The organism is Rhodosalinus sp. 5P4 (genome assembly GCF_041365695.1).
Classification (GTDB): domain Bacteria; phylum Pseudomonadota; class Alphaproteobacteria; order Rhodobacterales; family Rhodobacteraceae; genus Rhodosalinus.
On sequence record NZ_JBGFSJ010000006.1, the window covers coordinates 162,913 to 189,582 of the forward strand.

The following is a 26,670-nucleotide window of genomic DNA, read 5'->3' on the forward strand; positions in this document are numbered from 1 at the left end:
CCCCCCCCCCCCCCCCCCCCCCCCCCCCCCCCCCCCCGCCCGGATGCCGGGTTCAGGGCTGATCCGGCCCGAGCGCCTCCATGCCCTTCAGGATGTCGATCGCATAGGCGAGCTGGTAGTCCTCTTCACGCAGCCGCGCCGCGGTCTCGGCCTTGGAACGCTCTTCCTCGATCTGCCGGATTTCGTCCTCCGACAGGGAGTCGTTGTCGAGCCGGCCGCGCAGGTCCGCCTCCGAGCGCGGCGGGCGTGCCCCGTCCTCTGCGTCCTCCTCGGTTTCGGCCCTGCGCCGCGGTTGTTCCACCACGATGTCGGGGGAGACGCCAAGCGCCTGGATCGAGCGGCCCGACGGGGTGTAATAGCGCGCCGTCGTCAGGCGCATGGCCCCGTCGCCGCGCAGCGGCATCACCGTCTGCACCGAGCCCTTGCCGAAGCTCCGCGTGCCCACGACCACCGCGCGGCGATGATCCTGAAGCGCCCCGGCCACGATCTCCGACGCCGAGGCCGAGCCGCCGTTGATCAGGACGACGATGGGCTTGCCCTCTGCCAGGTCGCCGGGCGTGGCGTTGTAGCGATCGCCATCGGTCAGGACGCGCCCGCGGGTCGAGACGATCTCGCCCTTCTCGAGGAACGCGTCCGAGACCCGGATCGCCTGGGTCAGCAGCCCACCGGGATTGTTCCGCAGGTCGAGCACGATGCCGTTGACGCCCTCCATGCCGCCCGCGGCCTCGATCTGCTCGGCCAGCCCTTCCTTCAGGTTGTCGTAGGTCTGGTCGTTGAAGGTCGTGACGCGCAGCACGACCGTTTCGCCCTCGAGCCGGGTGCGCACGGCCGTCAGCGTGATCGTGTCCCGGATGATCGAGACGTCGAAGGGTTCGCCCTCGCCATCCCGCACGACGGTGATGATGATCTCGGAGCCCACCGGCCCGCGCATCAGGTCCACCGCCTCGTCGAGGGTGAGGCCGAGAACCGACTCCCCGTCCACATGGGTGATGAAATCGCCCGCCTCGATTCCGGCCGCGTCCGCCGGCGTGCCGTCGATCGGCGAGACGACCTTCACGAAGCCGTCCTCCTGCGTGACCTCGATCCCGAGCCCGCCGAACTCTCCCCGGGTCTGGACGCGCATGTCCGCCGCGTCCTCGGGCGAAAGATAACTCGAATGCGGATCGAGCGATGTCAGCATGCCGTTGATCGCCGCCTCGATCAGCTCTCCCTCGTCCACTTCCTCGACATACTGCGCGCGGATGCGCTCGAAGATGTCGCCGAAGAGGTCGAGCTGCTCGTAGACGCTGGTCGATCTCTCGCTTTCCTGCGCCAGCAACGGGCCGGCGACCTGCGTCGTCGCGACGATCCCGGCCGCTATGCCGCCCAGCGCGGCGATCACGAATTTCTTCATCTGCTCAGTCCTTCTCGCTGCGGAACCACGCAAGCGGATCCTCGGGCTCCCCGCCCGCTCTGACTTCCATATAGAGCGTCTCGCTCCGGTCTCTTCCAGCCCCATCACCCGACTGTGACACGATCGCCCCGACCTGCGGGTCCTCTCCGCCCATGAGGCCCACCGGGCTTCCCTCTGGCAGCACCTCTCCGACCTCCCCGAAGACGACGTCGAGACCCGCCAGGACGAAGAGTACTCCGGCTTGCGGTTCGAGCATGGAGACCAGACCGTAATCCAGCAAGGGGCCACGGTAACGGAGCGTCGCCGCCGCGGGCGTCGTGACGAGCGCGCGCGGACGCGTCGCCACCACGATGCCGGGCCGCACGATCCCGGCGGCGTCGGCCTCGCCCGCGCGGCGGATGACGGTGCCCTGCACCGGTAGCGGCAGGTCACCCTTGCGCTGCACGACCGGCGGCAGGCGCACGGGCGTCTCGTCCTGCACGATCCCCGAGAGCCCGCTCGCGAAGCCTTCGAGCGTTTCGGTCGCGGCGATCAGGATCTGCATGCCGACCGGGTCGGCCGTGAAGCGGCGCGGCAGATCCTCGCGTTCGGCCACCGCCTGGCTGAGCGCGGTGCGCGCCGTCTGCACGCCGAGAAGGCCCTCCTCCACCCGCCGCGCGGCGCCCTGCTGAAGCGCGCGGAGCGTCGCCACCTCCGTCAGGGTTGCGGACAACGCCTCCGCCCGCCGCTGCAGCGCGGGCGTCACGTCGGCCACGAGCATCCCCGCGCGGGCCGTCCCCAGGGGGCCCGACGGGTGCAGGGTAAGAAGCGGCGCCGGCGCGGCGCTCATCGACTGGAGCGCCCCGAGCAGCCGCGCCACCTCGGCCTCGCGCGCCTCGAGTTCGAGGGTGAGCTGGCGTTCGCGTATCGACACGACGCGCAGCCCCTCGCGCATCGCGGCGAGCCCGGATTCGAAGCCGCGCACCGTCTCGGTCAACGCCGCCACCCGGTCGCGCGCGGTCTCTGCGGCCTCCAGCGCCTGCGCGGCCGCCTCGAGTTCCTCGATCGCCCCGCGCGCCGCCGCGGCCGGGTCCGTCTCCGCCGCGGCGACCGCCGAGGCGAAGAGCACCAGAAGAAGCGCGGCAAGCGATCTCATCGTGCGATCAGGCTCCGGCCGGTCATCTCGGGCGGTGCCTCCAGATCCATGAGTTCGAGCACCGTGGGCGCGAGATCGGCCAGCCGGCCGCCATCGCGCAGCCGCGCGCCGTCCGGCCCGCCCACCAGGATCACCGGCACCGGGTTCGTCGTGTGCGCGGTGTGCGGCGCGCCGGTATCGGGATCGACCATCACCTCGCAATTGCCGTGGTCGGCGGTGACGATCATCGCGCCGCCCGCCGCCGCGAGCGCCGCGCGCACGCGGCCGAGGCCCTCGTCCACCGCCTCGCAGGCCCGGATCGCCGCATCCAGATCGCCGGTATGGCCCACCATGTCGGGATTGGCGTAGTTCACGACGATCAGGTCATAGCCCGCGCCGATCGCCTCCACCAGCTGGTCGGTGACCTCGCCGGCCGACATCTCGGGGGCGAGATCGTAGGTCGCGACCGGCGGCGACGGAGCCATGTACCGCTCTTCGCCGGGCGCCGGGACCTCTTCGCCGCCGCTCAGGAAAAAGGTCACATGCGGGTATTTCTCGGTCTCGGCGAGACGGAACTGCCGCAGGCCCTTCGCGGCCACCCAGGCGCCGAGCGTGTTCGCGATCTCTTCGGTTTCGAAGAGCGTGTCCATGTAGGCGTCGTGCGCGTCGGAATAGGACACCATCCCGAGGCAGGCGGCGAGCGCCGGGCGCGGGCCGGTCTCGAACGCGTCGAACCCCGGCTCGGCCAGGGCGCGCAGGAACTCGCGCGCGCGGTCGGCGCGGAAGTTGAGGCAGAAGACGCCGTCGCCGTCGGCCATGCCGGTGTAGTCGCCGATCTCGGTCGGAAGAAAGAACTCGTCGGTCAGCCCCTGCGCGTAGCCTTCGGCGACGGCATCGGCCGCGCTGCGCGCATGGGGGCCCTTGCCCTGCACGATGGTCTCGAAGGCCAGCGCGATCCGGTCCCAGCGGTTGTCCCGATCCATGGCATAGTAGCGCCCCGTGACGGTCGCGATATAGGCCCCCTGGGGCAGTTGGTCTTCCAGCCGCGCGACATACTCGGCGGCGGATTTCTGCGCCACGTCGCGCCCGTCGGTCAGGGCATGGATGGCCACGGCGACGCCCTCGTCGGTGATCGCGCGCGCCGCCGCGAGCATCTGATCGAGCGAGCCGTGCACGCCCCCGTCCGACACCAGACCCCAGAGATGGGCGATCCCGCCCGTCTGGGTCAGCGCCTCGATGAAGCGCCGGAGCGCGGGGCGTTCGGCGAAGCGACCCTCGGCGATGACGGCATCGATCCGCCCCAGATCCATCGTGACCACGCGGCCCGCGCCGATGTTCATGTGGCCCACCTCGGAGTTGCCCATCTGGCCCTCCGGCAGGCCCACATCCGGGCCGTGGGTCACCAGCGTGGCGTTCGGGCAGGCGGCCATGAGCTGGTCGAAATTGGGCGTGTGCGCGAGAGCGGGCGCATTGGCCTCCGTCTCCGCGCGCAGCCCCCAGCCGTCGAGAATGCACAGCACCACCGGTTTCGGAGCGCCCATCGCCCTGCCCTCGCTTTCCTTGCCACGGGGCCCTTCTAGCGCCCCGGGCGCCGGGATTGAACCTCGCGCGGGGCAAAGACGTGCGGAAAGTCGCGGCGGCCCCGGTCATGCCCGGTGATACGGCGTCCCTGCAAGGATGGTGGCGGCCCGGTAGAGCTGTTCGGCCAGCATCACCCGCGCCAGCGCGTGCGGCCAGACCATCGCGCCGAAGGACAGCAACAGGTCGGCGCGCTGGCGCAGCGGCGGAAAGAGCCCGTCCGCGCCGCCGAGAAGGAAGGCCGTGTCCTGGCGCCCGCCGTCGCGCCAGGCGCCAAGCGCATCGGCGAAGTCGGGTGAGGAGCGTGTTCGCCCCCGCTCGTCGAGGGCGACGACGACGGCGCCGCGGGGCAGGGATTTCTCGAGAAGTGCCGCTTCGGCCTCGGGCCCGCCGCCGCGGCGGGCCTCGACCTCGTGCTCTGCGCCCAGCGTCAGGCCCAGCGCCCGGCCCGCGCGATCGAAGCGCGCGAGGTAGTCGTCGATCAGGGCACGTTCGGGGCCGCCGCGCAGGCGACCCACGGCGCAGATGTGGACGCGCACGCCCTTAGGCGCGGCTGGCCGCCGCCGCGGGCGTCATCCACATCTTCTCGAGCTGGTAGAACTCGCGCACCTCCGGCCGGAAGACGTGAACGATCACGTCGCCGGCGTCGATGAGCACCCAGTCGCCAGCCTCCTTGCCCTCCACCGAGCAGTGAACGCCGCGCTCCTGCTTGAGCGTGTCCACCAGCCGGTCCGAGATCGCCGCCACCTGGCGGGACGACCGGCCCGAGCAGATCACCATGAGATCGGCCATCGCCGACTTGCCGCGCAGGTCGATCTGCACGACGTCTTCGGCCTTGGCGTCCTCGAGAGTGGAAAGGATGAGCGAGGCGAGCGGGATGTCCGAAGCCTCGTTTGCGGGATGGCTCATCATGGGCATCCCGGTGTCTGCGGCAGACGCCGCATCAACGTGAAAAGACAGGACATCGTCCTCCTTGTCTGACGCGCCGCATGAGGGCCCCGGCGCCGGACCTGTCATGAAGGTAGCAAGCGGACGGCCGCATTTCAATGAAACCTCGCATCGCGACCCTTCAGGGCGCGGCGCTGTCGCGACGGGACCACGCAGCTGCCGACAGGCTTGCGAGTCGCGGGCCGCGGTAGTATCTCATGCCCCATGATGCGGGTCTTCGACATGGACGATCGGGCGCGCCTGCCCTGGCGCTTCTTCGGCGCGGCGCGGAGCATTCTCGCCCGGCTATGAGGAGACGCCCCGTGGCGCGCGACGCCGCGGGCCGCCCGACCCGTCCAGCCCCCTGACACCCGAAACCGGGAGAGACCGCAATGTCCCCCAAGACGCTTTACGACAAGATCTGGGATGCCCACCTCGTGCACGAGGACGAGGACGGCACCAGCCTTCTCTACATCGACCGTCACCTGGTCCACGAGGTGACCAGCCCGCAGGCCTTCGAGGGTCTGCGCATGGCCGGCCGCCAGGTCCGCGCGCCGCAACGCACCATCGCGGTGCCCGATCACAACGTGCCCACCACACCGGACCGCGTGAACGGGATCGAGAACGAGGAAAGCCGCATCCAGGTCGAGGCGCTCGACCGCAACGCCCGCGAATTCGGCCTTAACTACTACCCGGTGAACGACATCCGGCAGGGCATCGTGCATATCGTCGGCCCCGAGCAGGGCTGGACGCTGCCGGGCATGACGGTGGTGTGCGGTGACAGCCATACCGCGACCCACGGGGCCTTCGGGGCGCTCGCCCACGGCATCGGCACCTCGGAGGTGGAGCATGTGCTTGCCACGCAGACGCTGATCCAGCGGAAATCGAAGAACATGAAGGTCGAGATCACCGGGCAGCTTCCCCCCGGCGTCACGGCGAAGGACATCACGCTCACCGTGATCGGCCATACCGGCACGGCGGGCGGCACCGGCCATGTCATCGAATACTGCGGCGAGGCGATCCGCGCGCTGTCGATGGAAGGGCGCATGACCGTCTGCAACATGGCGATCGAGGGCGGCGCGCGCGCCGGTCTGATCGCGCCGGACGAGACCACCTTCGAGTACATCAGGGGCCGCCCGCACACGCCGAAGGGCGCCCAGTGGGACCAGGCGATGGAATGGTGGCGGACGCTTCATTCCGACCCGGACGCGGAATGGGACAAGGTGGTGACCATCCGCGGGGAGGACATCGCGCCGGTCGTCACCTGGGGAACGAGCCCCGAGGACGTGCTGCCGATCACCGACGCCGTGCCCGATCCCGACAGCTTCGCGGGCGGCAAGGCCGGCGCGGCGAGGCGCGCGCTCGAGTACATGGGGCTCGAGCCCGGCACGCCGCTGTCGGAAATCGAGATCGACACCGTCTTCATCGGCTCCTGCACCAACGGACGCATCGAGGACCTGCGCGCCGCCGCGGCGGTTCTCAAGGGCCGGAAGATCAAGCCGGGCCTTCGCGCCATGGTGGTGCCGGGCTCCGGCCTCGTGCGGGCGCAGGCCGAGGAGGAGGGCCTTGCCGAGATCTTCACCGAAGCGGGCTTCGAATGGCGCCTTGCGGGCTGTTCCATGTGCCTGGCCATGAACCCCGACCAGCTCGCCCCCGGCGAACGCTGCGCGGCGACGTCCAACCGCAATTTCGAGGGCCGCCAGGGCCGCGGCGGACGGACCCACCTGATGAGCCCGGCGATGGCGGCGGCCGCGGCGGTCACCGGACGGCTGACCGATGTGCGCGAGGTGCTCTGATCCACCGCCATCAGGGCACCTGCCCCGTCTGCAGGACGGATGCCGAGTTCGTCAGCGCGCACGACTGGCTGCGCGACGGGTTGCTGTGTTCCTCCTGCGGGTCCATCCCGCGCGAACGGGCCTTCGCATGGTGCCTCGACGTCCTGTGCCCCGACTGGCGGGGCCTGGTGCTGCACGAGTCGTCGCCGGCCGACCGGTCGATCTCGGCGCGCATGCGGACCGAGTGCCCGGGGTATATCGGCTCGCAGTTCTTCCCCGACGTTCCGCCGGGCGAGACGCGGTCGGGCATGCGCTCGGAGAACCTGGAGGCGCTGACTTTCGCGGACGAGAGCATCGACCTGCATGTGCATCTCGACGTGCTCGAGCATGTGAACGACCCCGCGGCCTGCTTTGCCGAGATGGAGCGTACGCTGAAGCCCGGCGGCCGGATGCTGTTCACGACCCCCGTCTACGAGGGCAAACCGAAAACCGAACGGCGCGCCCATTACGGCCCCGAGGGCGTGCGTCATTTCGCCGAGCCCGAGTATCACGGCAATCCCATCGATTCGCGCGGCGCGCTCGTCACGTTCCATTTCGGCACGGACCTCTCGGACCTGATCCTTGCCTGGGCGCCCTCGTGCGGCGTGCGCATGATCACCCTGAACGACCCGCGCATCGGCGTGCTCGGAGAGTTCCGCGAAGTGTTCCTGGTGGAAAAGCGGGCATGATCCCTCTGCGGGGGATGTGCCGGGCGGCACCGTGGCGCCGCGATCGAACGATGCGTCAGCCCGTGGAAAGGGCGGCGCCGGACCCGCCGGATCGGCGCTTCCTTGGCCGCGCTACGGGCCCTCCACCCCTTGGCGTCGGCGGCGCGGCGCTCTTCGCTGCCGACGGATCCCCTTGACCCACAGCCGCAATCGCCGGCCGTCCGCCGGCCCTGACGGAGACGAGACATGGAAAAATTCACCCCGCTCACCGGCATTGCCGCCCCGCTTCCCCTGATCAATGTCGACACCGACATGATCATCCCCAAGCAGTTCCTGAAGACGATCAAGCGCTCGGGGCTCGGAAAGCATCTTTTCGACGAGATGCGCTACGACGAGAACGGGGAAGAGAACCCGGATTTCGTGTTGAACCGGGCACCCTATCGCGATGCCGAGATCCTGATCGCAGGGGAAAACTTCGGCTGCGGCTCCTCTCGCGAGCACGCGCCCTGGGCGATCAAGGATTTCGGCATCCGTTGCATCATCGCGCCGAGTTACGCCGACATCTTCTACAACAACTGCTTCAAGAACGGGATCCTGCCCGTGGCCCTGCCGCAAGAGGCCGTGGACGCGCTGATGCGCGATGCCGAGAAAGGCGCGAATGCCCGCATCGCGGTGGACCTCGAGGCGCAGACCGTGACCTCGCCCGACGGCACGGTCTACCCGTTCGAGATCGACGCCCACATGAAGCACTGCCTTCTCGAGGGCCTCGACGACATCGGCCTCACGCTGTCGAAATCCGCCGCGATCGATTCCTTCGAATCGCGCGCCTCCGCCGCGCGCCCTTGGGTCTGAGGGGCGTTCGGCGCAGGCCAGCATTGTGGGCCCGCGCCGCTTACCCACAAAATGTTGAAAAAAGGCGAAAAATGTGCTTATCCGACCCCGGATTGGTGCAATGTCGCATCAGTTTTTCCCCGAAAACGCCGCAATCTCCCCGTTAGGTGGCGGGGCAACTTGAGAGTTGGGACGGAAAAGGGCAGAAATCGGGCAAAAATGAGGCAGGCCGTCCGTCCCGGCGGAAAACGGCAAAGAACGCGGGAACGGCATTGCATCGTTCCCCTCGGGTACGAAGGGATAAGTCCTTGATGCGACGGCTCGTCGGCGCAACTCTGCGCGCGCTCTGCGTCCTGGCGCTTGTCATCGCGCCGGCGCTTCTGCTTCCGGGGGTCAGCCCGTCCTCCGGGCTGCTGATCCCGCTCATCGCGTTGATCGCGGCCGCCTTCACCTTCATGGAATACGCCACCGACTACCCCAGCTTCGTGGAATTCCGCGACGCGCCGCCCTTCAACCGGCTGCGCTTCGCAAGCCTCTTCGGGGTCGTCGCACTGACGGCCGTCGTCTGCGCCGACGTCATCGAGCCCACCCTTGTCACCGGGGCGATGTTCTCGCTGGGCCTGTTGATCGGCGACCTGGCGGATTTCCCCTATTCCCCGGTCCGGCTCCTCCTGATCGCGCTGGCCGAGACGGCGCCCGTTTCCTACCTGGACATCGCGCTCAGTGCGGCGGGTCTCGCGCTTCTGGTATCGGCCGCGACGCTCGCCGCTTTCGCGCTGCTCGTGCGCCTCCTGAACTGGCCGTTGCAGTCCGGCGCCTTCAACGTCTGGGTGAACATGCCGCTTTTCGACCCGACGAGCGGCGGGGACGTGTTGCTGCGCCTGCGGCGCGACGCCCGGCTGAACGTCGCGATCGGCTTCCTTGTGCCTTTCATCCTTCCCGCGCTCGTGGCACTTGCGGGCGTGCTGCTCGGACCGCTCCATTTCGGCGATCCGCACACCCTGATCTGGATGATGAGCGTATGGGCTTTCCTGCCCACCAGCATGATCATGCGCGGTATCGCCCTTCACAGGGTCGCCGACCTCGTGGAGGAAAAGCGCCGCCGCACCTACGGAGAGCTGGCCGCCGCCTGAGGCGCGCGGCCGCGCTTGCCGCGCTGGCGCTGCTTGCACTCGTCGCGCCCGCCGCCGCCGATCCGCTTCGCATTGCCACGTTCCACGCGGAACTCACGCGCCGCGGGCCCGGCCTTCTGCTGCGCGACATCCTGCGCGGAGAGGACCCCCAGATCGCCGCGGCCGCGCAGGTGATCGCCCACGCCGCACCGGACGTGCTGTTGCTGACCGGCATCGACTACGATCACGGCCTCGCGGCGCTCGGCGCCTTTCGCGACCGGATCGCGGCGGCGGGCCACGCGTTTCCGCATCTCTTCGCGCGCCGGCCCAATGCCGGCATGGCCACGGGCCTCGACCTCGATGGCGACGGGCGGCTCGGCGGGCCGGGCGATGCGCAGGGCTGGGGACGGTTCGCCGGCGCCGGCGGCATGGCGCTCCTGTCGCGCCACCCGATCGACGGCTCGGCGGCGCGCGACCTGAGCGACCTGCTCTGGGCGGAGGTGCCGGGCGCGCTCGTGCCGGACGCGATGCCCGGGGATCACCGCGCGGTGCGCCGCCTGTCCACGACCGGGCACTGGATCGTGCCGGTGCGTCCGGCGGCCGGCCCCCTGCTCGTGATCATGGCCTTTTCCGCCACGCCCCCCGTCTTCGACGGCCCCGAGGACATGAACGGGCGGCGCAACCACGACGAGATCCTGCTCTGGCGGCACGTGATGGACGGCGCCTTCGGCCCCGCGCCGGACGCGCGCTTCGTGATCCTCGGCAACGCCAATCTCGATCCCGTGGACGGCGAGGGGCGCCACGCCGCGATCCGCGCGCTTCTGGACGACCCGCGCCTGCAGGACGCGCGCCCCGGCAGCGAAGGCGGGCGCGCCGCCGCGAGCCCCGGCCACGCGGGCGACCCGGCGCGCGACACCGCCGACTGGCGCGAACCGGCGCCCGGCAACCTGCGCGTCGACTACGTCCTGCCTTCGGCGGACTGGGAGGTGACCGCCGCGGGCGTGCTCTGGCCCGATGACGGCCCCCTTGCCGAAACCGTGGCGCGCGCCAGCCGTCACCGGCTCGTCTGGGTGGACCTCGCCCCGCTTGACCCCGTGGAAGCCAGTGAGTAGGCGGTCGCGAACCCTGTCGAAGGAGGCCCTCGCCCATGTCCACCCGCTCGCTTCTCATCCTGCCCGGTGACGGGATCGGCCCCGAGGTGATGGCCGAGGTGCGCCGCATCATCGACTGGTTCGGTGAGACGCGCGGGCTGGCCTTCGAGGTGGAGGAGGACCTGGTGGGCGGGGCGGCCTACGACATGCACGGCACGCCCCTCGCCGACGCCACCATGGCCAAGGCGCAGGAAGTGGACGCGGTGCTTCTGGGCGCCGTCGGTGGCCCGAAATACGACGATCTGGATTTCTCGGTGAAGCCCGAGCGCGGGCTTCTGCGCCTGCGCAAGGAGATGGATCTTTTCGCCAACCTGCGGCCGGCGCAGTGCTTCGACGCGCTGGCGGAGTTCTCGTCGCTCAAGACGGAGGTCGTGGCCGGGCTCGATATCATGATCGTGCGCGAGCTGACCTCGGGCGTCTATTTCGGCGAGCCGCGCGGCATCATCGAGGACGGCAACGAGCGCGTGGGCATCAACACCCAGCGCTACACCGAAAGCGAGATCGCGCGCGTCGCGCGCTCGGCCTTCGAACTCGCCCGCCGGCGCTCGAACAGGGTCTGCTCGATGGAGAAGGCCAACGTGATGGAATCCGGCGTGCTCTGGCGGCAGGTGGTCCAAGAGGTGCACGACGCGGAATACCCCGACGTCGAGCTGTCGCACATGTATGCCGACGCGGGCGCAATGCAGCTCACCCGCTGGCCCAGGCAGTTCGACGTGATCGTGACCGACAACCTCTTCGGCGACCTGCTGTCCGACCTCGCGGCGATGCTGACGGGCTCGCTCGGCATGCTGCCCTCGGCCTCGCTCGGCGCGCCGATGGCGAACGGAAGGCCGAAGGCGCTTTACGAGCCGGTCCACGGCTCGGCGCCGGACATCGCGGGAGAGGGCAAGGCCAACCCCTGCGCCTGCATCCTCTCCTTCGCCATGGCGCTGCGCTACTCCTTCGACGAGGGGGCAGAAGCCGACCGGCTGGAGCGCGCCGTGGAATCGGTGCTCGCGAAGGGCGTGCGGACCGCCGACCTGATGAACGCGGAAGGTCGCGCGCCCGCCTCCACGCGGGAGATGGGAGACGCCGTTCTCGCCGCGCTCGACGCGAGCGTCTGAGCCGCGATCCGCTCTTGCCAAGCCCAGCGCGAGGGGCTATGCGGCGCGTCACGGTCGGAGTGTAGCTCAGCCTGGTAGAGCACCGTCTTCGGGAGGCGGGGGTCGTAGGTTCGAATCCTGCCACTCCGACCATTCATCGGACATGAATGACGGCGGGCCGAAGGCCGCAAGTGCGCAGGCGCTGCAAGGCTGTTCGGGCCAGAGATCCGCGCCCGGAAGACGCGCCGTGGCGCGCCGCGTCGGGCCAGGCGTCACACTCCAGGGTACGGCTTGCGCCGCCGACAGCCTCGCCACTCGCGGCGGCGGGATGCAGCCCTGGGCCTGTCCCGTCCCTGCGTCGAAAGACCGATGCGGCGTCCCGCCCTCGACCTTGTGCGGTCCGGCACGCCGGAGTGGGGCGGGCCCTGCCCGGGCCCGGCCTCAGATGTAGTAGAGATCGCGGAAGACGTGCTGGACGATTTCGTCGCGCTTCAGTCCGCGCGCGGCGAGTTCATCGTCGGTCATGTCGTTCAGCGTGTCGACGCGGTGCACGCGCCGGCCCACGTCGCTGGCCATCGCGAGCGCGTCGCCGATCGCCACGAGAAAGGCCATGAAGCCGCTGCGCCGGGTTGGCGCGAAGTCTGTTGCTGTCGAGTCCGTCATCTGGAAACCTCGCCTCGGTTTGCGTGTTTCCTCCCTGCCCGGATAGATAGACAGCGCCCGCCCGCATGACCACGGGCGGCGCTGCATAGCCGGATGACGCCTGGCGCAAGCCTGGCGGCCGCGCGTCAGCCTTCGTCGGTGCCGGTGGAGGCGCGCTCCGGCATCGGCGGCGGCGGCGACGGTGCGCGCTTGGGCTTCGGACGGGGCGGGTCGGCCGGCGTGTCGGTGGACGCGACGATCCGCGGCGTCGCCGGCCGCGCCGCAATCGTCGCGGTCGGCGTCGCGGGCTTGGCGGCGGGCCGCTTGCGCGCGGGCGCTTTCGCCTTGCGGGCGCTTGGCGTGGGCCGCGCGGGCCGCGGCGCGGCCGGTTGCGCGCCGTGCATCCAGGGCGAGGCGAACATCACGTCGAAGCAACTGCGCGCGATGAGTGTGCCGATGCGCATCTGCGCCTCGATCGTGTGGCTGCAAAGACGGAAGGCGGCGACCGACATGGCGACCGGGTCTGCGGCGGTTTTCATGCATCTCTCCCTTGTCGAGGCGTTGCGGCCCGGTCCGGGACCGCCGACGCCTTTCGTGCGCGGGCCGGGCGTCGGACCGCTGCGCGGGCATCGGACAGCCACCGTTTGAAGCGGTGACGACGGTAGCACCCGCATGTTTCCTACATATGACACTGGCCCCCGGCATGTGAGTCCACTCGGCCGCTGATGCGCCACGCTTCGCGGAAACGCGCCGAAAGAGGCAGTCATTGCCCCGATCGGCGTTTTCTTCGGCAAGACCGGACGCAAGAGGTCGGCGAAAGGGCCGCAAATCTTTTACCGCTTGATAAAAATTTTTGGCTGTGAGACGTTTTCTTCAAGAAAAGACCGACAGAGAGGTGGACGATGACCCCGAACGCGCTGGCCGAGGGCATCAGGCCCGGCCGACTGGACGAGGAGAGCCTTCTGGAAGGATTCTGCGACGTCCACCCCCGGCTCGATCCGCACGAGGCGATGGTCGCCGCGGACCGCTGCTATTTCTGCCATGACGCGCCCTGCATCGCCGCCTGCCCGACCGAGATCGACATCCCGCTCTTCATCCGCCAGATCGCCACGGGCACCCCCGAGGCGGCGGCGAAGACGATCTTCGAGCAGAACATCCTCGGCGGCATGTGCGCGCGGGTCTGCCCGGTCGAGACCCTGTGCGAGGGCGCCTGCGTCCGCGAGACGGCGGAACGCAACCCGGTCGAGATCGGGCGTCTTCAGCGCTACGCGACGGACACGCTGATGGCGGCCGGCAGTCACCCCTTCCGGCGCGACGCGCCGACGGGAAAGCGCATCGCCGTCGTCGGCGCGGGACCGGCCGGCCTTGCCTGCGCGCACCGGCTGGCGATGAAGGGACATGACGTCGTGATCCACGACGCGAGGCCGAAGCCCGGCGGCCTCAACGAATACGGCATCGCCGCCTACAAGACCGTCGACGGCTTCGCCGAGCGCGAGGTCGACTGGCTGATGCGGATCGGCGGCATCACCCTCGAACAGGGCCGGACGCTGGGCGCCGAAATGACCCTCGACGCGCTGCGCGACGCCTACGACGCGGTGTTCCTCGGCATCGGTCTCGGCGGGGTCAACGCGCTCGGACTCGACGGCGAGGACCGGGAGGGCGTCGACGACGCCGTCGATTTCATCGCCGAGCTCCGGCAGGCCGAAGACCTGGCCGCCCTGCCGATCGGGCGCGACGTGGTGGTGATCGGTGGCGGGATGACCGCGGTGGACGCCGCGGTGCAGGCGAAACTCCTCGGCGCGCTCAACGTCACCATGGTCTATCGCCGCGCGCGCGACCGGATGAACGCGAGCCGCAAGGAACAGGACCACGCGGCACGGCGCGGTGTGAAGATCGTCACCAACGCGGTCCCGGTCGCCGTGCACGGCAACGGCGCAGTGCGCGAGGTGGAGTTCGAGTTCGTGGAGGATGACCTGGCCCCGACCGGCGCGCGCTTCCGCCTTCCCGCCGATCAGGTCTTCAAGGCGATCGGCCAGCGGCTCGACGGTGCGGCGCTCCCGGAGCTCGACCGCGGCAAGATCGCGGTGACCGGCGCGGGACGTACCAGCGTCGAGGGCGTCTGGGCGGGCGGCGACTGCGCGGCGGGGGGCGACGACCTCACCGTGACGGCCGTGGCCCAGGGTCGCGACGCGGCCGAGGACATCCACCGCGCGCTCGCGGGCTGACCGCCGGGCCGCCACCAGCCAGGGAACACCGATCATGGCCAATCTCGCCTCCGACTTCGTGGGGATCAGATCCCCCAACCCCTTCTGGCTGGCCTCCGCGCCGCCCACGGACAAGGAATACAACGTCCGCCGCGCCTTCGAGGCGGGCTGGGGCGGGGTGGTCTGGAAGACGCTCGGCCTCGACCCGGCCATCGTGAACGTCAACGGCCCGCGCTACGGCGCGATCTGGGGGGCGGACCGGCGCCTTCTGGGCATGAACAACATCGAGCTCATCACCGACCGCCCGCTGGAGGTGAACCTTCGCGAAATCAAGGCCGTCAAGCGCGACTGGCCCGACCGGGCGATGGTCGTCTCGCTCATGGTTCCCTGCGAGGAGGAGCCTTGGGCCTGGATACTGAAACAGGTGGAAGACACCGGCGCCGACGGGGTGGAGCTGAATTTCGGCTGTCCCCACGGCATGAGCGAGCGGGGCATGGGCTCGGCCGTGGGCCAGGTGCCCGAGTACATCGAGATGGTGACCCGCTGGTGCAAGGCGAACACCCGGATGCCGGTCATCGTGAAACTCACGCCCAACATCACCGACGTCCGCAAACCCGCCGCGGCCGCGCTCGCCGGAGGTGCGGATGCGGTGAGCCTGATCAACACGATCAACTCGATCACCGCGGTCGATCTCGACCTGTTCGCGCCCGAACCGACCATCGACGGCAAGGGCGCGCATGGCGGCTATTGCGGCCCCGCGGTGAAGCCCATCGCGCTCAACATGGTGGCCGAGATCGCCCGGACGCCGGAACTCGCACAGCTGCCCATCAGCGGCATCGGCGGCGTCACCACATGGCGCGACGCCGCCGAGTTCCTGGCTCTCGGCGCGGGCAATGTGCAGGTCTGCACGGCCGCCATGACCTACGGCTTCAAGATCGTGCAGGAGATGATCTCGGGCCTCTCGCAGTATCTCGACGAAAAGGAGATCGCGCTGCCCGACCTGATCGGACGCGCGGTGCCCAACGTGGTGGACTGGAACGCGCTCAACCTCAACTACGTGACGAAAGCGCGGATCGACCAGGACATGTGCATCAAGTGCGGGCGCTGCTTCGCCGCCTGCGAGGACACGTCCCACCAGGCGATCACCATGTCGCCGGAGCGCGTGTTCGAGGTGGACGACAGCGAATGCGTGGCCTGCAACCTCTGCGTCAACGTCTGCCCGGTGCAGGACTGCATCACAATGGTGCGCATGGAGGCGGGCGCAGTGGACCCGCGCACCGGGGAGGTGGTGCGGGAGGCGTATGCCAACTGGACGACGCATCCGAACAACCCGGCCGCGGCGGAGTGAGCCGGAGCCCGCCATCTTTCGATCGAAAGATGGCGGGCGACCCGGGTGAGAGACGGAAGATTTTTCGATCGAAAAATCTTCGGACCCGTCAGCAGATCACGCGCATGTCGCCGGCGTTGCAGATGATGATGAACTGTCCGCCGCATTCGATCAGGTGAAAGCCCCGCGCGCGCACCTCCTCGATCAGCGCCTCGCGCCCGATCTCGCGCTCGACATCGCGGACCGAGCGGCGCAGCACGCCCCCGCGCGCCGCCGCCTTGGCGTGGAAGATGCGCCGGCCCCAGGAGGGGTGCCGGACCGGCAGGGCGGGCGGGGCGAGATCGTGGGCCATGGCCCCGACCCTTGCCCGATCAGCGTAAACGGCGCCTTAATCCTGCTGCGGCGTCAGCAGCTTGCGGAACAGCGTCTCGACATGCGCCCCGGCCCGATCCCACACGTCTCCCTCGGGCATCAGCACCGCGATCTGGGCCTCGAAATCGGCGTAGTGCTGCGTCGTCGCCCAGATCGAGAAAATGAGGTGCCGCGGATCCACGGGCGCGAGCCGCCCCTCGGCCACCCAGCGCGCGATCAGCGCCGCCTTCTCGTCCACCAGCGGTTTCAGTTCCGATTTCAGATGCGGGCGCATGCGCGGCGCGCCCTGCACGATCTCGTTCGCGAAAAGACGGCTTTCGGACGGAAATTGCCGGCTCATCTCGAGCTTTCGGCGGATATAGCCCATGAGTTCCTCCAGCGGCTCGCCCTTCGGGTCGAGCCGCCGCAACGGCTCCAGCCAGGTTTGCATGAGCTGGGCCAGAAGCGTGACGTGGATCTCTTCCTTGCCGTCGAAGTAGTAGAGGATGTTGGGTTTCGACAGCCCGGCCGCCGCGGCGATCTGGTCCAGCGTCGCGCCGCGGTACCCTTCCGTCGAGAACACCTCGAGCGCGGCCTCGAGGATACGAGCGCGGTTCCGGCGCTGGATGCGGGTCTGCTTTTGCGGCGGGCTCTGATCCAATGCCGGGGTCCTGATGATTTTCGCGGCAGCGTCACCGGTCGTGCGCCTGCCGGCAAGAGTGCCACCTGTCAAACCTTGACAGGCCATGGGGCGGTTGCAATGCTCGATTGACCAAACGGTAAAAAGTTGCGGCGCGCGACGCAAGCCCGGACACAGGCTGCGCCCGCGCGACCGCGACCACGACAGGGAGCGCGGGATGGCGGCACCGGCCGAGAATCTCAGGATCGACGGTGACAGGCTCTGGGACGGCCTGATGGACATGGCAAGGATCGGCCCCGGCGTCGCGGGCGGCAACAATCGCCAGACGCTGACCGATGCCGATGCGGAGGGCCGCGCGCTTTTCCGGGAATGGTGCGAGGCGGCGGGGCTTTCGATGGGCCTCGACTCTATGGGCAACATGTTCGCCCACCGCGACGGCGCGGATCCCGCGGCTCTGCCGGTCTATGTCGGCAGCCATCTCGACACCCAGCCCACCGGCGGCAAGTACGACGGGGTTCTGGGCGTGCTCGGCGGGCTGGAGATCATCCGCACGATGAACGATCTCGGGATCCGCACGAAGCACCCGATCGTGGTGACGAACTGGACCAACGAGGAAGGCACGCGCTTCGCCCCGGCGATGCTTTCGTCCGGCGTCTTCGCCGGTATGCATGACGAGAGCTGGGCGAAGGACCGCACCGATGCCGAAGGCAAACGCTTCGGCGACGAGCTGGAGCGCATCGGCTGGAAGGGCGACGAGCCGGTGGGCGCGCGCAAGATGCACGCCTTCTTCGAGCTGCACATCGAGCAGGGCCCGATCCTCGAGGCCGAGGGCAAGGACGTGGGCGTCGTCACCCACGGGCAGGGGCTCTCCTGGACGCAGGTCACGATCACCGGAAAGGACGCGCATACGGGCTCGACCCCGATGCCCATGCGCCGGAACGCGGGCCTCGGCATGGCGCGGGTGCTGGAATTGGTGGACGAGATCGCGCTTTCGCACGCACCCGACGCGGTGGGCGCCGCGGGCCACATCGACGTCTACCCGAACTCGCGCAACGTGATCCCGGGCAAGGTGGTCTTCACCGTGGATTTCCGCTCGCCCGAACTGGCGGTCATCAAGGACATGGAGGCGCGCCTGCGCGCCGGCGCCGGGAAGATCTGCGCCGACATGGGGCTCGAGGTCGCCTTCGAGAAGGTGGGCGGCTTCGACCCGGTGGAATTCGACCCCGACTGCGTGAAGGCCGTGCGCCACGCCGCCGAGCGGCTGGGCTACTCGCACCGCGACATCGTCTCGGGGGCGGGGCACGACGCGTGCTGGATCAACCGCGTGGCGCCCACGGCGATGGTGATGTGCCCCTGCGTGGACGGGCTCTCGCACAACGAGGCCGAGGAGATCAGCAAGGACTGGGCCCGGGCAGGCGTCGACGTGCTGATGCACGCGGTGCTCGAGACGGCGGAGATCGTGGAGTGACGGCGTGAGCGACAGCGCCATGGCGGCGCGCATCGACGCGATGCTGGACGCCGAGGAAGCGGCGTGGGACGGCGCCGGGCCACCCCGTGCGGGCACGCTGCACGAGTTCCGCCGGCACCGCCGCCCGCCGCGTCCCGTCACGGTCAACTTCTCCGGCGGGATCACGCAGACCTGCTGGTCGGTGACGCGCACGAACGGATCCTACCGGGTCATCTATCTGCCGACGGCGGGGTATTTCTCGCTCTGCGTGGAAAGCGATTTCGGCCCGCTGGACATCGGGGTGCACGGCCCCGCCATCGACTGCTTCGGCTCGGTCTGAACGGACAGAGGACAACAGGGAGACGACGCCAATGAGCAAGGTCATCAAGGGCGGCACCATCGTCACGGCCGATCTGGTCTACAAGGCCGACGTGCTGGTCGAGCGGGGGCGCATCGCGAAGATCGGCGCGGAGCTGACAGGCGACGAGGTGCTCGACGCCACGGGCTGCTACGTCATGCCGGGCGGGATCGACCCGCACACCCATCTGGAGATGCCCTTCATGGGCACCTATTCCGCCGATGACTTCGAAAGCGGCACGCGCGCCGCTCTGGCGGGCGGCACCACCATGGTCGTCGATTTCGCGCTGCCCCAGCCCGGGCAGGGGCTGATGGACGCCATACAGATGTGGGACAACAAGTCGACGCGGGCGAACTGCGACTACTCGTTCCACATGGCGATCACCTGGTGGGGCGAGCAGGTGTTCGACGAGATGAAGCAGGCGACGGAGCGCGGCATCAACACGTTCAAGCATTTCATGGCCTACAAGGGCGCGCTGATGGTCAACGACGACGAGCTTTTCGCCTCGTTCCGGCGCTGCGCCGAACTGGGCGGCATCCCCCTCGTCCACGCCGAGAACGGCGACGTGGTGGCCGATCTCCAGCAGAGGCTTCTCGCCGAAGGCAACGACGGGCCGGAAGGCCACGCCTACTCCCGCCCGCCAGAGGTGGAGGGCGAGGCGACCAACCGCGCCATCATGATCGCCGACATGGCGGGCGTCCCGCTCTACGTCGTGCACGTGTCGTCGGAGGACGCGCACGAGGCGGTGCGGCGGGCGCGCATGCAGGGCAAGCGCGTCTGGGGCGAGCCTCTGATCCAGCACCTCACCCTCGACGAGAGCGAGTATTTCGACAAGGACTGGGACCACGCGGCGCGGCGCGTGATGTCGCCCCCCTTCCGCGACAGGAAGCATCAGGACAGCCTATGGAACGGGCTGGCGAGCGGGAGCCTCTCGGTCGTCGCCACCGACCATTGCGCCTTCACCACCGAGCAGAAACGCTACGGGGTGGGCGACTTTACCAAGATCCCGAACGGCACCGGCGGGCTCGAGGACCGCATGCCGATGCTGTGGACCCACGGGGTCAACACCGGCCGGCTCACCATGCAGGAATTCGTGGCGGTGACCTCGACCAACATCGCCAAGATCCTGAACGTCTATCCCCGGAAGGGCGCGATCCTCGAAGGCGCGGACGCCGATATCGTGGTCTGGGATCCGGCGAAGGAAAAGACGATCTCGGCCGACACGCAGCAATCCGCCATCGACTACAGCGTCTTCGAGGGAAAGCATGTGAAAGGGCTGCCGCGCTTCACGCTCACCCGGGGCAAGGTGGCCATGCATGACGGCGAGATCCGCACCGAGGAGGGTCACGGCCAGTTCGTGGAACGCCCGCCGATGGGGCCGGTGAACACCGCGCTGTCCACCTGGAAGGAGCTCACCGCGCCCCGCAAGGTGGAGCGGACCGGCATTCCGGCGAGCGGCGTGTGAACGCACCGGCCAAGGGATTGGCGGCGAGGGGAGAGACCGGCGGCATGAAGGACACGCGCGCGAGCGAGGCGGTAATCGAGGCCCGGGATCTAGACCTTGTCTTCGAGACGGGCGACGGCCCGGTGCAGGCGCTGAAGGATGTGAACCTTGCCATCGGCAAGGGCGACTTCGTGAGCTTCATCGGCCCGTCGGGCTGCGGCAAGACCACGCTTCTCCGCGTGATCGCGGCGCTGGAGCACCCGACCGCGGGTTCCATGACCGTCAACGGCATGACGCCCGACGCGGCGCGGCAGGCCCGCGCCTACGGCTACGTCTTCCAGGCGGCGGGGCTTTACCCCTGGCGCACCATCGGGCGCAACGTACGCCTGCCGCTTGAGATCATGGGGTATTCCCGGGCCGAGCAGGCCGAACGCACCCGCCGCGTGCTGGAGCTCGTCGATCTCGCGGGGTTCGAGAACAAGTTCCCGTGGCAGCTTTCTGGGGGGATGCAGCAGCGCGCCTCGATCGCCCGCGCGCTCGCCTTCGACGCCGACATCCTCTTGATGGACGAACCCTTCGGCGCGCTCGACGAGATCGTGCGCGACCATCTGAACGAGCAGCTTCTCGCGCTCTGGGCGCGGACGGGCAAGACCATCGCCTTCGTCACCCATTCGATCCCCGAGGCCGTCTATCTTTCGACGAGGATCGTCGTGATGTCCCCGCGACCGGGCCGTATCACGGACGTGATCGAAAGCCCCCTGCCCGCCGAACGCCCGCTCGACATCCGCGACACGCCGGAATTCATCGAGATCGCCCACCGCGTGCGCGAGGGGCTTCGGGCGGGGCACGGCCATGACTGAGAGCGGCCGATGAGCAGCGCCGCCGAGATCGCCGCGCCGGGCGCGGGCACCGGGCGCAGCGCGCCCTGGCTCGGCCGGCTGGGCGACCGGGTGCTGCCGGTCCTGACAGTCGTCGCGGCGATCGTCGCGATCTGGTATGTCGCGGCGGTCTTCCTCAACGCGCAATGGGCCGAGGACCAGGCCCGGCGCGCGGGCGTCGAGCTTTCGACGATCGAACTCGTCGCCGACACCTGGAGCCAGGACAAGCCCAAGCTCCCGGCCCCGCACCAGGTGGCGATCGAACTCTGGGAGACGACGGCCGAGAAGGCCGTCACCTCCAAGCGTTCGCTGGTGTATCACAGCTGGGTCACGCTCAGCTCCACGCTTCTGGGCTTTCTCATGGGCACCGCGCTCGGCATCGCGCTGGCCGTGGGGATCGTCCACAACCGCGTGATGGACATGAGCGTGATGCCCTGGGTCATCGCGAGCCAGACGATCCCGATCCTCGCCCTCGCGCCGATGATCATCGTGGTGCTGAACGCCGTCGGCATCTCCGGGCTCCTGCCCAAGGCGGTGATCTCGATGTATCTTTCCTTCTTCCCCGTGGTGGTGGGCATGGTGAAGGGCCTGCGAAGTCCGGACGTGATGCTGCTGGACCAGATGCACACCTGGAACGCGTCGGAGTCCCAGATCTTCTGGAAGCTCCGGCTGCCCGCCTCGGCGCCCTACTTCTTCGCCTCGATGAAGGTCGCGGTGGCCGCGAGCCTCGTCGGCGCGATCGTGGGCGAACTGCCCACGGGCGCGGTGGCGGGGCTGGGGGCGCGCCTTCTCGCCGGCAGCTATTACGGCCAGACGATCCAGATCTGGTCGGCGCTGATCATGGCGGCGATCATGGCGGCCCTCTTGGTGGGGTTGATCGGCGTCCTGCAGAAGATTGTGCTCCGGCGCATGGGCATGGAGGCGCAGGGATGACCGGCTGGCTCGCGCTCGGCCTCCTCGCATGGGGGCTGGGGTGGTGGACGAATGTCCGCCTCGCGCGGTTGCCGAGGAGCCGTGTCACCTCCCTCGCCGTGCCCGCCGTCTTCGGGCTGACGCTCGTGGTGATCTGGGAGAGCGTCGTTCGCGGCCTCGAGATCCCCGCCGTTCTCCTGCCCCCGCCCTCGGCCATCGCGGCGCGCTTCGCCGCCTCCACCGGCATCCTGTGGGAGGACTTCGTGCAGACGGTGATCCGCGGCGCGCTCACCGGCTATGTCCTCGGCTGCGGCGCCGCGGTGCTGACCGCCATCGCCGTGGACCGCGTCCCCTTCCTGCAGCGCGGGCTCCTGCCCGTGGGCAACTTCGTCGCGGCGCTGCCGATCATCGGCATGGCGCCGATCCTCGTGATGTGGTTCGGCTTCGACTGGCAATCGAAGGCCGCCGTGGTCGTGGTCATGGTGTTCTTCCCGATGCTGGTGAACACCGTGCAGGGGCTGCGCGAAAGCGCGCCGATGCAGCGCGACCTCATGCGCACCTACGGCGCGGGCTACTGGCAGACGCTTTTCAAGCTGCGCCTGCCGGCCGCCATGCCCTTCATCTTCAACGGGCTCAAGATTTGCACCACGCTCGCCCTGATCGGCGCCATCGTCGCCGAATTCTTCGGCTCTCCGGTGAAAGGCATGGGCTTTCGCATCTCCACCAGCGTCGGCCAGCTTGCGCTGGACCTGGTCTGGGCGGAAATCGTGGTGGCAGCGCTCGCCGGATCGGCCTTCTACGGCGCGGTCGCATTGATCGAGCGGGCGGTGACCTTCTGGCATCCTTCGCAGCGAAGCCGGGCGTGAGGCGGAAAAGACGGCAGGCAAGACCGTGGAGCATCGAAAGATCAAAAGGTCCAACAAGGAGAGAGCCATGAAACATCTGAAGACTTCCGTGATCGCGGGCGCGATGATGGCGGCGGGCACGATCGCCCAGGCCGCCGACGAGGTGACGCTGCAGCTGAAGTGGGTCACCCAGGCCCAGTTCGCGGGCTACTACGTCGCCCAGGAAAAGGGCTTCTACGAGGAGGAAAACCTCGACGTCACGATCAAGCCCGGCGGGCCGGACATCGCGCCCACCCAGGTGATCGCGGGCGGCGGCGCCGACGTCACGGTGGAATGGATGCCCGCCGCGCTCGCCGCGCGCGAGAAGGGCCTGCCGCTCGTCAACATCGCGCAGCCCTTCAAGAGCTCGGGCATGATGCTCACCTGCCTCGAGGAAACAGGCGTCACCGGCCCCGAGGATTTCCCGGGCCGCACGCTCGGCGTCTGGTTCTTCGGCAACGAGTTTCCCTTCCTGAGCTGGATGAGCCAGCTCGGCATCCCGACCGAGGGCGGCGAGGACGGCGTGACGGTGCTCAAGCAGGGCTTCAACGTCGATCCGCTGCTCCAGGGCCAGGCCGACTGCATCTCGACCATGACCTACAACGAGTACTGGCAGGTGATCGACGCGGGCATCACGCCCGAGCAGCTGGTGACCTTCAAGTACGAGGACCAGGGCGTCGCCACTCTGGAGGACGGCCTTTACGTGCGTGAGGACCGGCTCGAGGATCCGGAGTTCGCGGACAAGATGGTCCGCTTCGTGCGCGCCTCGATGAAGGGCTGGAAATACGCCGAGGAGAACCCGGACGAGGCGGCGATGATCGTGCTCGAGAACGACGCCACCGGCGCGCAGACCGAAAAGCACCAGAAGCGGATGATGGGCGAGGTGGCCAAGCTGACCGCGGGCTCGAACGGCGCTCTCGACCCCGCGGACTTCGAGCGCACGGTGGAAAGCCTGCTCTCCGGCGGCTCGGACCCGGTGATCAGCGCGCATCCGGGCAACGGCGCCTGGACCCACGCGATCACCGATGCCGCGCTGAACTGAGCGCACGGAAACCGGGCAAGGGGCCGGCGTTCGCGCCGGCCCCTTTTCGTTGCCCGGCGGGCGGGCAGGGCCGTCACAAAACTTTTGCGGAACTGACATGAAGCGGTTGTCGCGCGCCCGTACTGCGGCGGCAACCGCTCTGGAGGTCGCTGCTTGCTACGTATCGAGAAACTGACCAGGCGTTTCGGCGTGAACACGGCCGTGGACGCCGCCGACATCACCATCGACAAGCCCACGATGGTGGGCATCATCGGCCGATCGGGCGCGGGCAAGTCGACGCTTCTGCGCATGCTGAACCGGCTGACCGACGCCTCCGAAGGGCGCGTGTTCTACGAGGATCTCGAGATCACCGCCCTGACCGGAGCCGCCAAGCGCCGCTGGCAATCCGACTGCGCGATGATCTTTCAGCAGTTCAACCTCGTGCCGCGGATGGACGTCGTCTCGAACGTGTTGCACGGCACGCTGAACCAGCGCTCCGTCCTCGCGACGATGTTCAACCTCTTCCCCGCGGACGACATCCACCGCGCGATCGACATCCTCGACCGGCTCGGCATCGCCGAGCACGCGCCGAAGCGCGCCGAGGCGCTGTCGGGCGGCCAGCAGCAGCGCGTGGCCATCGCCCGGGCGCTGATGCAGGACCCGCGGATCATCCTCGCCGACGAGCCCATCGCCAGCCTGGACCCGATGAACGCGCAGATCGTGATGGACGCGCTTCGCCGCATCCACGACGAGGACGGGCGCATGGTGATCTGCAACCTGCACACGCTCGATACCGCGCGGCGCTACTGCGAGCGCGTCATCGGCATGCGCGACGGGCGCGTGGTGTTCGACGGCACGCCGGACCAGCTGACCACCGGCGTGGCGCGCGACATCTATGGCGCCGACGCGAGCTTCTCGGAGGCGGCCACCTCGACGTCGCTCCAGGCTCTCGAGGCGCGGCAGGAACGCGCCCTGCGCGAGGCCGAGGCCACCGTCTGACCGACACCCCGTTTCAACCCCGGCCCCGCACAGCCGGGGCCCATCCACAGGAGAGTGCAAGACCATGAAACACTTCGTTGCCGCCGCACTGGCGACCACCATGCTCGCGGGCCCGCTGGCCGCGCAGGAGATCACGGAATTCCGCATCGGCATCCTTGGCGGCGAGAACGCCCAGGACCGCATGACCTCCAACGAGTGCTTCCGCGCCAAGACCGAGGAGCTCTTGGGCGTCGAGACGAAGCTCTTCACGCCCGCCGACTACGACGGCGTGATCCAGGGCCTTCTGGGCGGCACCATCGACATGGCGTGGCTTGGCGCCTCGGCCTACGCCAAGACCCATCTGACCGACCCCGACGCGGTCGAGCCCGTTCTGGTCAAGGTCAACGTGGACGGCTCCTACGGCTACCATTCGGTCGGCTTCGCCCGCAAGGACAGCGGCATCGCCTCGCTCGAGGACATGCAGGGCAAGGTCTTCGGCTTCGGCGACCCGAACTCGACCTCGGGCTACCTCATTCCCTCGATCGAGATCCCCGAGATGACCGGCGCATCGATGGAGTCGGGCGACTACTTCGGCGAGGTCAAGTTCACCGGCGGACACGAGCAGACCATCGTCGCGGTCTTCAACGGCGACATCGATGCCGGCGTGACCTGGGCCGACGGCCTGGGAGAGTGGGAAGACGGCTACAATTCCGGCGCGCTGCGCAAGGCGTCGGACGCGGGTCTGGTCGACATGAACGAGCTCGTCGAGATCTGGAAGTCGAAGCCGATCCCGGAAGGTCCGATCGTGCTGCGCACCGACCTGCCCGAGCGCGTGAAGCTCGACATGATCGCGCTGATGGCGTCGCTGCCCTACATGGACCCGGACTGCGCCTACAACTTCATGGCCGGCGAGGCTCTGGGCATGCAGCCCATCAACCACGACGCCTACATCTCGATCATCGAGGCGCGCAAGTCGAAGATGTAAGCGCAACCGCGCTCTCCGGCCGGGTCCCTTGCGGGCCCGGCCGTTTCATTACCGGGGACATGGCATGGCAGAGGTAGCGTTCGGCGCGGGCGGCACGGCGGATGTCCGCACCGCCTACATGGAGATGACGCGCCGCAAGCGGATGTATGGCGGCATCCTGATGGCGATCTTCGTGGCGCTGATGGCCTCGGGCTTCATGCTGGCGAACGACCGCAACGCGGGCGGGTTCTGGCGCGGCATCACCAGCATCTTCGACTTCCCGGGCGAGGTGCTGTCCGAGGCCGCCGAGAAAGCGGCCAACCTGCCCGGGCTGATGTGGAAATTCCTGCCCTCGCTGATCGAGACCGTGAACATCGCCGCCGCGGCGACGCTTCTGGGCGCATTCGCCGGGATTGTGCTGTCGCTGCTCTCGACCCGGGGCCTGGCGCGCTGGCCGCGGCTGATCGGCGTCTTCCGCCGGATCATGGACATCGCGCGCGCGATCCCGGAAATCGTCATCGCGCTCGTGCTGATCTTCATCCTCGGCGGCGGACCGGTGCCCGCCATGATCGCCATCGCGATCCACACCTCCGGCGCGCTGGGCAAGCTTTTCTCCGAGGTGAACGAGAACGCCTCGCTCAAGCCGGTCGAGGGGTTGCACTCCGTGGGCGCGAGCTGGGGGCAGCGCATGTGGCTGGGCGTGCTGCCGCAGGTGGCGCCGAACTACCTCAGCTACGGGCTCCTGCGCTTCGAGATCAACATCCGCGCCTCGGCGATCCTGGGCTTCGTGGGCTCGGGCGGCATCGGCTACGACCTGAAGAACGCCTTCAGCTGGGGGCAGGGCCGTTACGACGAGGTGGCCGCGATCTTCATCCTGCTGTTCCTGACGATCGTGACCTTCGACCAGGTGTCGAGCCATTACCGCAACAAGCTGACCAGGGGGCACTGAG

Annotated in this window: 28 protein-coding genes and 1 tRNA gene; 19 read left to right on the forward strand and 10 right to left on the reverse strand. The window is 68.8% G+C overall.

Annotation, left to right across the window (positions count from 1 at the left end; genetic code table 11):
- Positions 1–52: 52 nt before the first annotated feature.
- The 5 genes from AB6A69_RS13125 to rsfS form a co-directional block, all read right to left on the reverse strand.
- Positions 53–1,393: a S41 family peptidase gene (locus tag AB6A69_RS13125; RefSeq protein WP_371055252.1), complete on the reverse strand. Its 1,341-nt coding sequence runs from the start codon at positions 1,391–1,393 to the stop codon at positions 53–55.
- A 4-nt stretch (positions 1,394–1,397) separates the two neighbouring features.
- Entirely contained in the window at positions 1,398–2,528 is a 1,131-nt protein-coding gene (locus AB6A69_RS13130) for a murein hydrolase activator EnvC (RefSeq protein WP_371061103.1), read from the reverse strand.
- Positions 2,525–4,048 (reverse strand): 2,3-bisphosphoglycerate-independent phosphoglycerate mutase, encoded by a 1,524-nt coding sequence (gene gpmI / locus AB6A69_RS13135; RefSeq protein WP_371061104.1) that lies wholly within the window; start codon positions 4,046–4,048, stop codon positions 2,525–2,527. The genes AB6A69_RS13130 and gpmI overlap by 4 nt, the downstream gene beginning before the upstream one ends.
- A 105-nt stretch (positions 4,049–4,153) precedes the next feature.
- Complete coding sequence (gene rlmH / locus AB6A69_RS13140; RefSeq protein ID WP_371061105.1) at positions 4,154–4,624, reverse strand: 23S rRNA (pseudouridine(1915)-N(3))-methyltransferase RlmH; 471 nt, start codon at positions 4,622–4,624, stop codon at positions 4,154–4,156.
- A 4-nt stretch (positions 4,625–4,628) separates the two neighbouring features.
- On the reverse strand, positions 4,629–4,994 hold the full coding sequence (rsfS, locus tag AB6A69_RS13145) for a ribosome silencing factor (RefSeq protein ID WP_371055256.1): 366 nt from the start codon (positions 4,992–4,994) through the stop codon (positions 4,629–4,631).
- 410 nt (positions 4,995–5,404) lie between these two features.
- Here rsfS and leuC point away from each other — a divergent pair, with 410 nt between their 5' ends.
- The 4 genes from leuC (at position 5,405) to AB6A69_RS13165 (ending at position 9,458) form a co-directional block, all read left to right on the forward strand.
- Positions 5,405–6,808, forward strand: coding sequence for a 3-isopropylmalate dehydratase large subunit (leuC, locus tag AB6A69_RS13150; RefSeq protein ID WP_371061106.1), 1,404 nt, complete (start codon positions 5,405–5,407; stop codon positions 6,806–6,808).
- Positions 6,809–6,975: 167 nt separating this feature from the next.
- Positions 6,976–7,515, forward strand: coding sequence for a class I SAM-dependent methyltransferase (locus AB6A69_RS13155; protein WP_371038141.1), 540 nt, complete (start codon positions 6,976–6,978; stop codon positions 7,513–7,515).
- Positions 7,516–7,740: 225 nt separating this feature from the next.
- Positions 7,741–8,346, forward strand: a complete 606-nt coding sequence (gene leuD / locus AB6A69_RS13160) for a 3-isopropylmalate dehydratase small subunit (protein WP_371038140.1) — start codon at positions 7,741–7,743, stop codon at positions 8,344–8,346.
- Between the two features lie 290 nt (positions 8,347–8,636).
- The gene (locus AB6A69_RS13165; protein WP_371061107.1) at positions 8,637–9,458 is read left to right on the forward strand and encodes a hypothetical protein; all 822 of its coding nucleotides are present in this window, start codon (positions 8,637–8,639) and stop codon (positions 9,456–9,458) included.
- Here the strand turns inward: AB6A69_RS13165 and AB6A69_RS13170 are convergent.
- Complete coding sequence (locus AB6A69_RS13170) at positions 9,434–9,640, reverse strand: hypothetical protein (protein WP_371061108.1); 207 nt, start codon at positions 9,638–9,640, stop codon at positions 9,434–9,436. The genes AB6A69_RS13165 and AB6A69_RS13170 overlap by 25 nt on opposite strands.
- On the opposite strand from AB6A69_RS13170, the gene AB6A69_RS13175 reads away from it, so the two are divergent.
- The 3 genes from AB6A69_RS13175 to AB6A69_RS13185 all read left to right on the forward strand — a co-directional run bounded on the left by AB6A69_RS13175 (position 9,629) and on the right by AB6A69_RS13185 (position 11,823).
- Positions 9,629–10,549, forward strand: a complete 921-nt coding sequence (locus AB6A69_RS13175) for an endonuclease/exonuclease/phosphatase family protein (protein WP_371061109.1) — start codon at positions 9,629–9,631, stop codon at positions 10,547–10,549. The two genes, AB6A69_RS13170 and AB6A69_RS13175, sit on opposite strands and share 12 nt — an antisense overlap.
- Positions 10,550–10,584: 35 nt before the next feature.
- Positions 10,585–11,691, forward strand: coding sequence for a 3-isopropylmalate dehydrogenase (leuB, locus tag AB6A69_RS13180; RefSeq protein ID WP_371061110.1), 1,107 nt, complete (start codon positions 10,585–10,587; stop codon positions 11,689–11,691).
- A gap of 55 nt (positions 11,692–11,746) precedes the next feature.
- A tRNA-Pro gene (locus AB6A69_RS13185) sits at positions 11,747–11,823 on the forward strand.
- 288 nt (positions 11,824–12,111) lie between these two features.
- Here AB6A69_RS13185 and AB6A69_RS13190 read toward each other — a convergent pair.
- Together AB6A69_RS13190 and AB6A69_RS13195 are read right to left on the reverse strand one after the other, a co-directional pair.
- The gene (locus AB6A69_RS13190) at positions 12,112–12,333 is read right to left on the reverse strand and encodes a DUF1127 domain-containing protein (RefSeq protein ID WP_371061111.1); all 222 of its coding nucleotides are present in this window, start codon (positions 12,331–12,333) and stop codon (positions 12,112–12,114) included.
- A 125-nt stretch (positions 12,334–12,458) separates the two neighbouring features.
- Complete coding sequence (locus AB6A69_RS13195; RefSeq protein WP_371061112.1) at positions 12,459–12,851, reverse strand: hypothetical protein; 393 nt, start codon at positions 12,849–12,851, stop codon at positions 12,459–12,461.
- 363 nt (positions 12,852–13,214) lie between these two features.
- On the opposite strand from AB6A69_RS13195, the gene AB6A69_RS13200 reads away from it, so the two are divergent.
- A complete protein-coding gene (locus AB6A69_RS13200) occupies positions 13,215–14,537 on the forward strand; it encodes an NAD(P)-dependent oxidoreductase (RefSeq protein ID WP_371061113.1) in 1,323 nt (440 codons plus the stop codon).
- Between the two features lie 34 nt (positions 14,538–14,571).
- Positions 14,572–15,864: an NAD-dependent dihydropyrimidine dehydrogenase subunit PreA gene (gene preA, locus AB6A69_RS13205; RefSeq protein ID WP_371061114.1), complete on the forward strand. Its 1,293-nt coding sequence runs from the start codon at positions 14,572–14,574 to the stop codon at positions 15,862–15,864.
- Between the two features lie 88 nt (positions 15,865–15,952).
- Here the strand turns inward: preA and AB6A69_RS13210 are convergent, their stop codons facing one another.
- Positions 15,953–16,195, reverse strand: a complete 243-nt coding sequence (locus tag AB6A69_RS13210) for a hypothetical protein (protein WP_371038132.1) — start codon at positions 16,193–16,195, stop codon at positions 15,953–15,955.
- Positions 16,196–16,231: 36 nt separating this feature from the next.
- Positions 16,232–16,855, reverse strand: a complete 624-nt coding sequence (locus AB6A69_RS13215; protein ID WP_371038131.1) for a TetR family transcriptional regulator C-terminal domain-containing protein — start codon at positions 16,853–16,855, stop codon at positions 16,232–16,234.
- A 196-nt stretch (positions 16,856–17,051) separates the two neighbouring features.
- Here AB6A69_RS13215 and AB6A69_RS13220 point away from each other — a divergent pair, with 196 nt between their 5' ends.
- The 10 genes from AB6A69_RS13220 to phnE all read left to right on the forward strand — a co-directional run bounded on the left by AB6A69_RS13220 (position 17,052) and on the right by phnE (position 26,669).
- Complete coding sequence (locus AB6A69_RS13220; protein ID WP_371061115.1) at positions 17,052–18,302, forward strand: Zn-dependent hydrolase; 1,251 nt, start codon at positions 17,052–17,054, stop codon at positions 18,300–18,302.
- A gap of 4 nt (positions 18,303–18,306) precedes the next feature.
- Positions 18,307–18,621: a hypothetical protein gene (locus AB6A69_RS13225; protein ID WP_371055268.1), complete on the forward strand. Its 315-nt coding sequence runs from the start codon at positions 18,307–18,309 to the stop codon at positions 18,619–18,621.
- Positions 18,622–18,652: 31 nt separating this feature from the next.
- Positions 18,653–20,104 (forward strand): dihydropyrimidinase, encoded by a 1,452-nt coding sequence (gene hydA / locus AB6A69_RS13230; RefSeq protein ID WP_371061116.1) that lies wholly within the window; start codon positions 18,653–18,655, stop codon positions 20,102–20,104.
- 44 nt (positions 20,105–20,148) lie between these two features.
- On the forward strand, positions 20,149–20,943 hold the full coding sequence (locus tag AB6A69_RS13235) for an ABC transporter ATP-binding protein (RefSeq protein ID WP_371055270.1): 795 nt from the start codon (positions 20,149–20,151) through the stop codon (positions 20,941–20,943).
- 9 nt (positions 20,944–20,952) lie between these two features.
- On the forward strand, positions 20,953–21,894 hold the full coding sequence (locus AB6A69_RS13240; RefSeq protein WP_371061117.1) for an ABC transporter permease: 942 nt from the start codon (positions 20,953–20,955) through the stop codon (positions 21,892–21,894).
- Complete coding sequence (locus AB6A69_RS13245; RefSeq protein ID WP_371061118.1) at positions 21,891–22,739, forward strand: ABC transporter permease; 849 nt, start codon at positions 21,891–21,893, stop codon at positions 22,737–22,739. The genes AB6A69_RS13240 and AB6A69_RS13245 overlap by 4 nt, the downstream gene beginning before the upstream one ends.
- Before the next feature lie 67 nt (positions 22,740–22,806).
- Positions 22,807–23,799 carry an ABC transporter substrate-binding protein gene (locus AB6A69_RS13250; protein WP_371061119.1) on the forward strand — a complete coding sequence of 331 codons (993 nt, stop codon included), beginning with the start codon at positions 22,807–22,809 and terminating at the stop codon, positions 23,797–23,799.
- 153 nt (positions 23,800–23,952) lie between these two features.
- Positions 23,953–24,777, forward strand: coding sequence for a phosphonate ABC transporter ATP-binding protein (phnC, locus tag AB6A69_RS13255; protein WP_371061120.1), 825 nt, complete (start codon positions 23,953–23,955; stop codon positions 24,775–24,777).
- 64 nt (positions 24,778–24,841) lie between these two features.
- Positions 24,842–25,741 carry a phosphonate ABC transporter substrate-binding protein gene (gene phnD, locus AB6A69_RS13260; RefSeq protein WP_371038122.1) on the forward strand — a complete coding sequence of 300 codons (900 nt, stop codon included), beginning with the start codon at positions 24,842–24,844 and terminating at the stop codon, positions 25,739–25,741.
- A gap of 64 nt (positions 25,742–25,805) precedes the next feature.
- Entirely contained in the window at positions 25,806–26,669 is an 864-nt protein-coding gene (gene phnE / locus AB6A69_RS13265) for a phosphonate ABC transporter, permease protein PhnE (RefSeq protein ID WP_371038121.1), read from the forward strand.
- The last annotated feature ends 1 nt before the right edge of the window (position 26,670 follow it).

Bases quoted from the DNA above. Each gene is read 5' to 3' on its own strand.
- leuB (WP_371061110.1), top strand. From the start codon at position 10,585: ATGTCCACCCGCTCGCTTCTCATCCTGCCCGGTGACGGGATCGGCCCC.
- AB6A69_RS13200 (WP_371061113.1), top strand. From the start codon at position 13,215: ATGACCCCGAACGCGCTGGCCGAGGGCATCAGGCCCGGCCGACTGGAC.
- AB6A69_RS13220 (WP_371061115.1), top strand. From the start codon at position 17,052: ATGGCGGCACCGGCCGAGAATCTCAGGATCGACGGTGACAGGCTCTGG.
- AB6A69_RS13245 (WP_371061118.1), top strand. From the start codon at position 21,891: ATGACCGGCTGGCTCGCGCTCGGCCTCCTCGCATGGGGGCTGGGGTGG.
- AB6A69_RS13235 (WP_371055270.1), top strand. From the start codon at position 20,149: ATGAAGGACACGCGCGCGAGCGAGGCGGTAATCGAGGCCCGGGATCTA.
- phnE (WP_371038121.1), top strand. From the start codon at position 25,806: ATGGCAGAGGTAGCGTTCGGCGCGGGCGGCACGGCGGATGTCCGCACC.
- AB6A69_RS13130 (WP_371061103.1), bottom strand. From the start codon at position 2,528: ATGAGATCGCTTGCCGCGCTTCTTCTGGTGCTCTTCGCCTCGGCGGTC.
- leuC (WP_371061106.1), top strand. From the start codon at position 5,405: ATGTCCCCCAAGACGCTTTACGACAAGATCTGGGATGCCCACCTCGTG.
- hydA (WP_371061116.1), top strand. From the start codon at position 18,653: ATGAGCAAGGTCATCAAGGGCGGCACCATCGTCACGGCCGATCTGGTC.
- leuD (WP_371038140.1), top strand. From the start codon at position 7,741: ATGGAAAAATTCACCCCGCTCACCGGCATTGCCGCCCCGCTTCCCCTG.
- AB6A69_RS13210 (WP_371038132.1), bottom strand. From the start codon at position 16,195: ATGGCCCACGATCTCGCCCCGCCCGCCCTGCCGGTCCGGCACCCCTCC.
- AB6A69_RS13250 (WP_371061119.1), top strand. From the start codon at position 22,807: ATGAAACATCTGAAGACTTCCGTGATCGCGGGCGCGATGATGGCGGCG.
- phnD (WP_371038122.1), top strand. From the start codon at position 24,842: ATGAAACACTTCGTTGCCGCCGCACTGGCGACCACCATGCTCGCGGGC.
- preA (WP_371061114.1), top strand. From the start codon at position 14,572: ATGGCCAATCTCGCCTCCGACTTCGTGGGGATCAGATCCCCCAACCCC.
- AB6A69_RS13125 (WP_371055252.1), bottom strand. From the start codon at position 1,393: ATGAAGAAATTCGTGATCGCCGCGCTGGGCGGCATAGCGGCCGGGATC.
- rsfS (WP_371055256.1), bottom strand. From the start codon at position 4,994: ATGAGCCATCCCGCAAACGAGGCTTCGGACATCCCGCTCGCCTCGCTC.
- gpmI (WP_371061104.1), bottom strand. From the start codon at position 4,048: ATGGGCGCTCCGAAACCGGTGGTGCTGTGCATTCTCGACGGCTGGGGG.
- AB6A69_RS13240 (WP_371061117.1), top strand. From the start codon at position 20,953: ATGAGCAGCGCCGCCGAGATCGCCGCGCCGGGCGCGGGCACCGGGCGC.
- AB6A69_RS13190 (WP_371061111.1), bottom strand. From the start codon at position 12,333: ATGACGGACTCGACAGCAACAGACTTCGCGCCAACCCGGCGCAGCGGC.
- AB6A69_RS13195 (WP_371061112.1), bottom strand. From the start codon at position 12,851: ATGAAAACCGCCGCAGACCCGGTCGCCATGTCGGTCGCCGCCTTCCGT.
- AB6A69_RS13165 (WP_371061107.1), top strand. From the start codon at position 8,637: ATGCGACGGCTCGTCGGCGCAACTCTGCGCGCGCTCTGCGTCCTGGCG.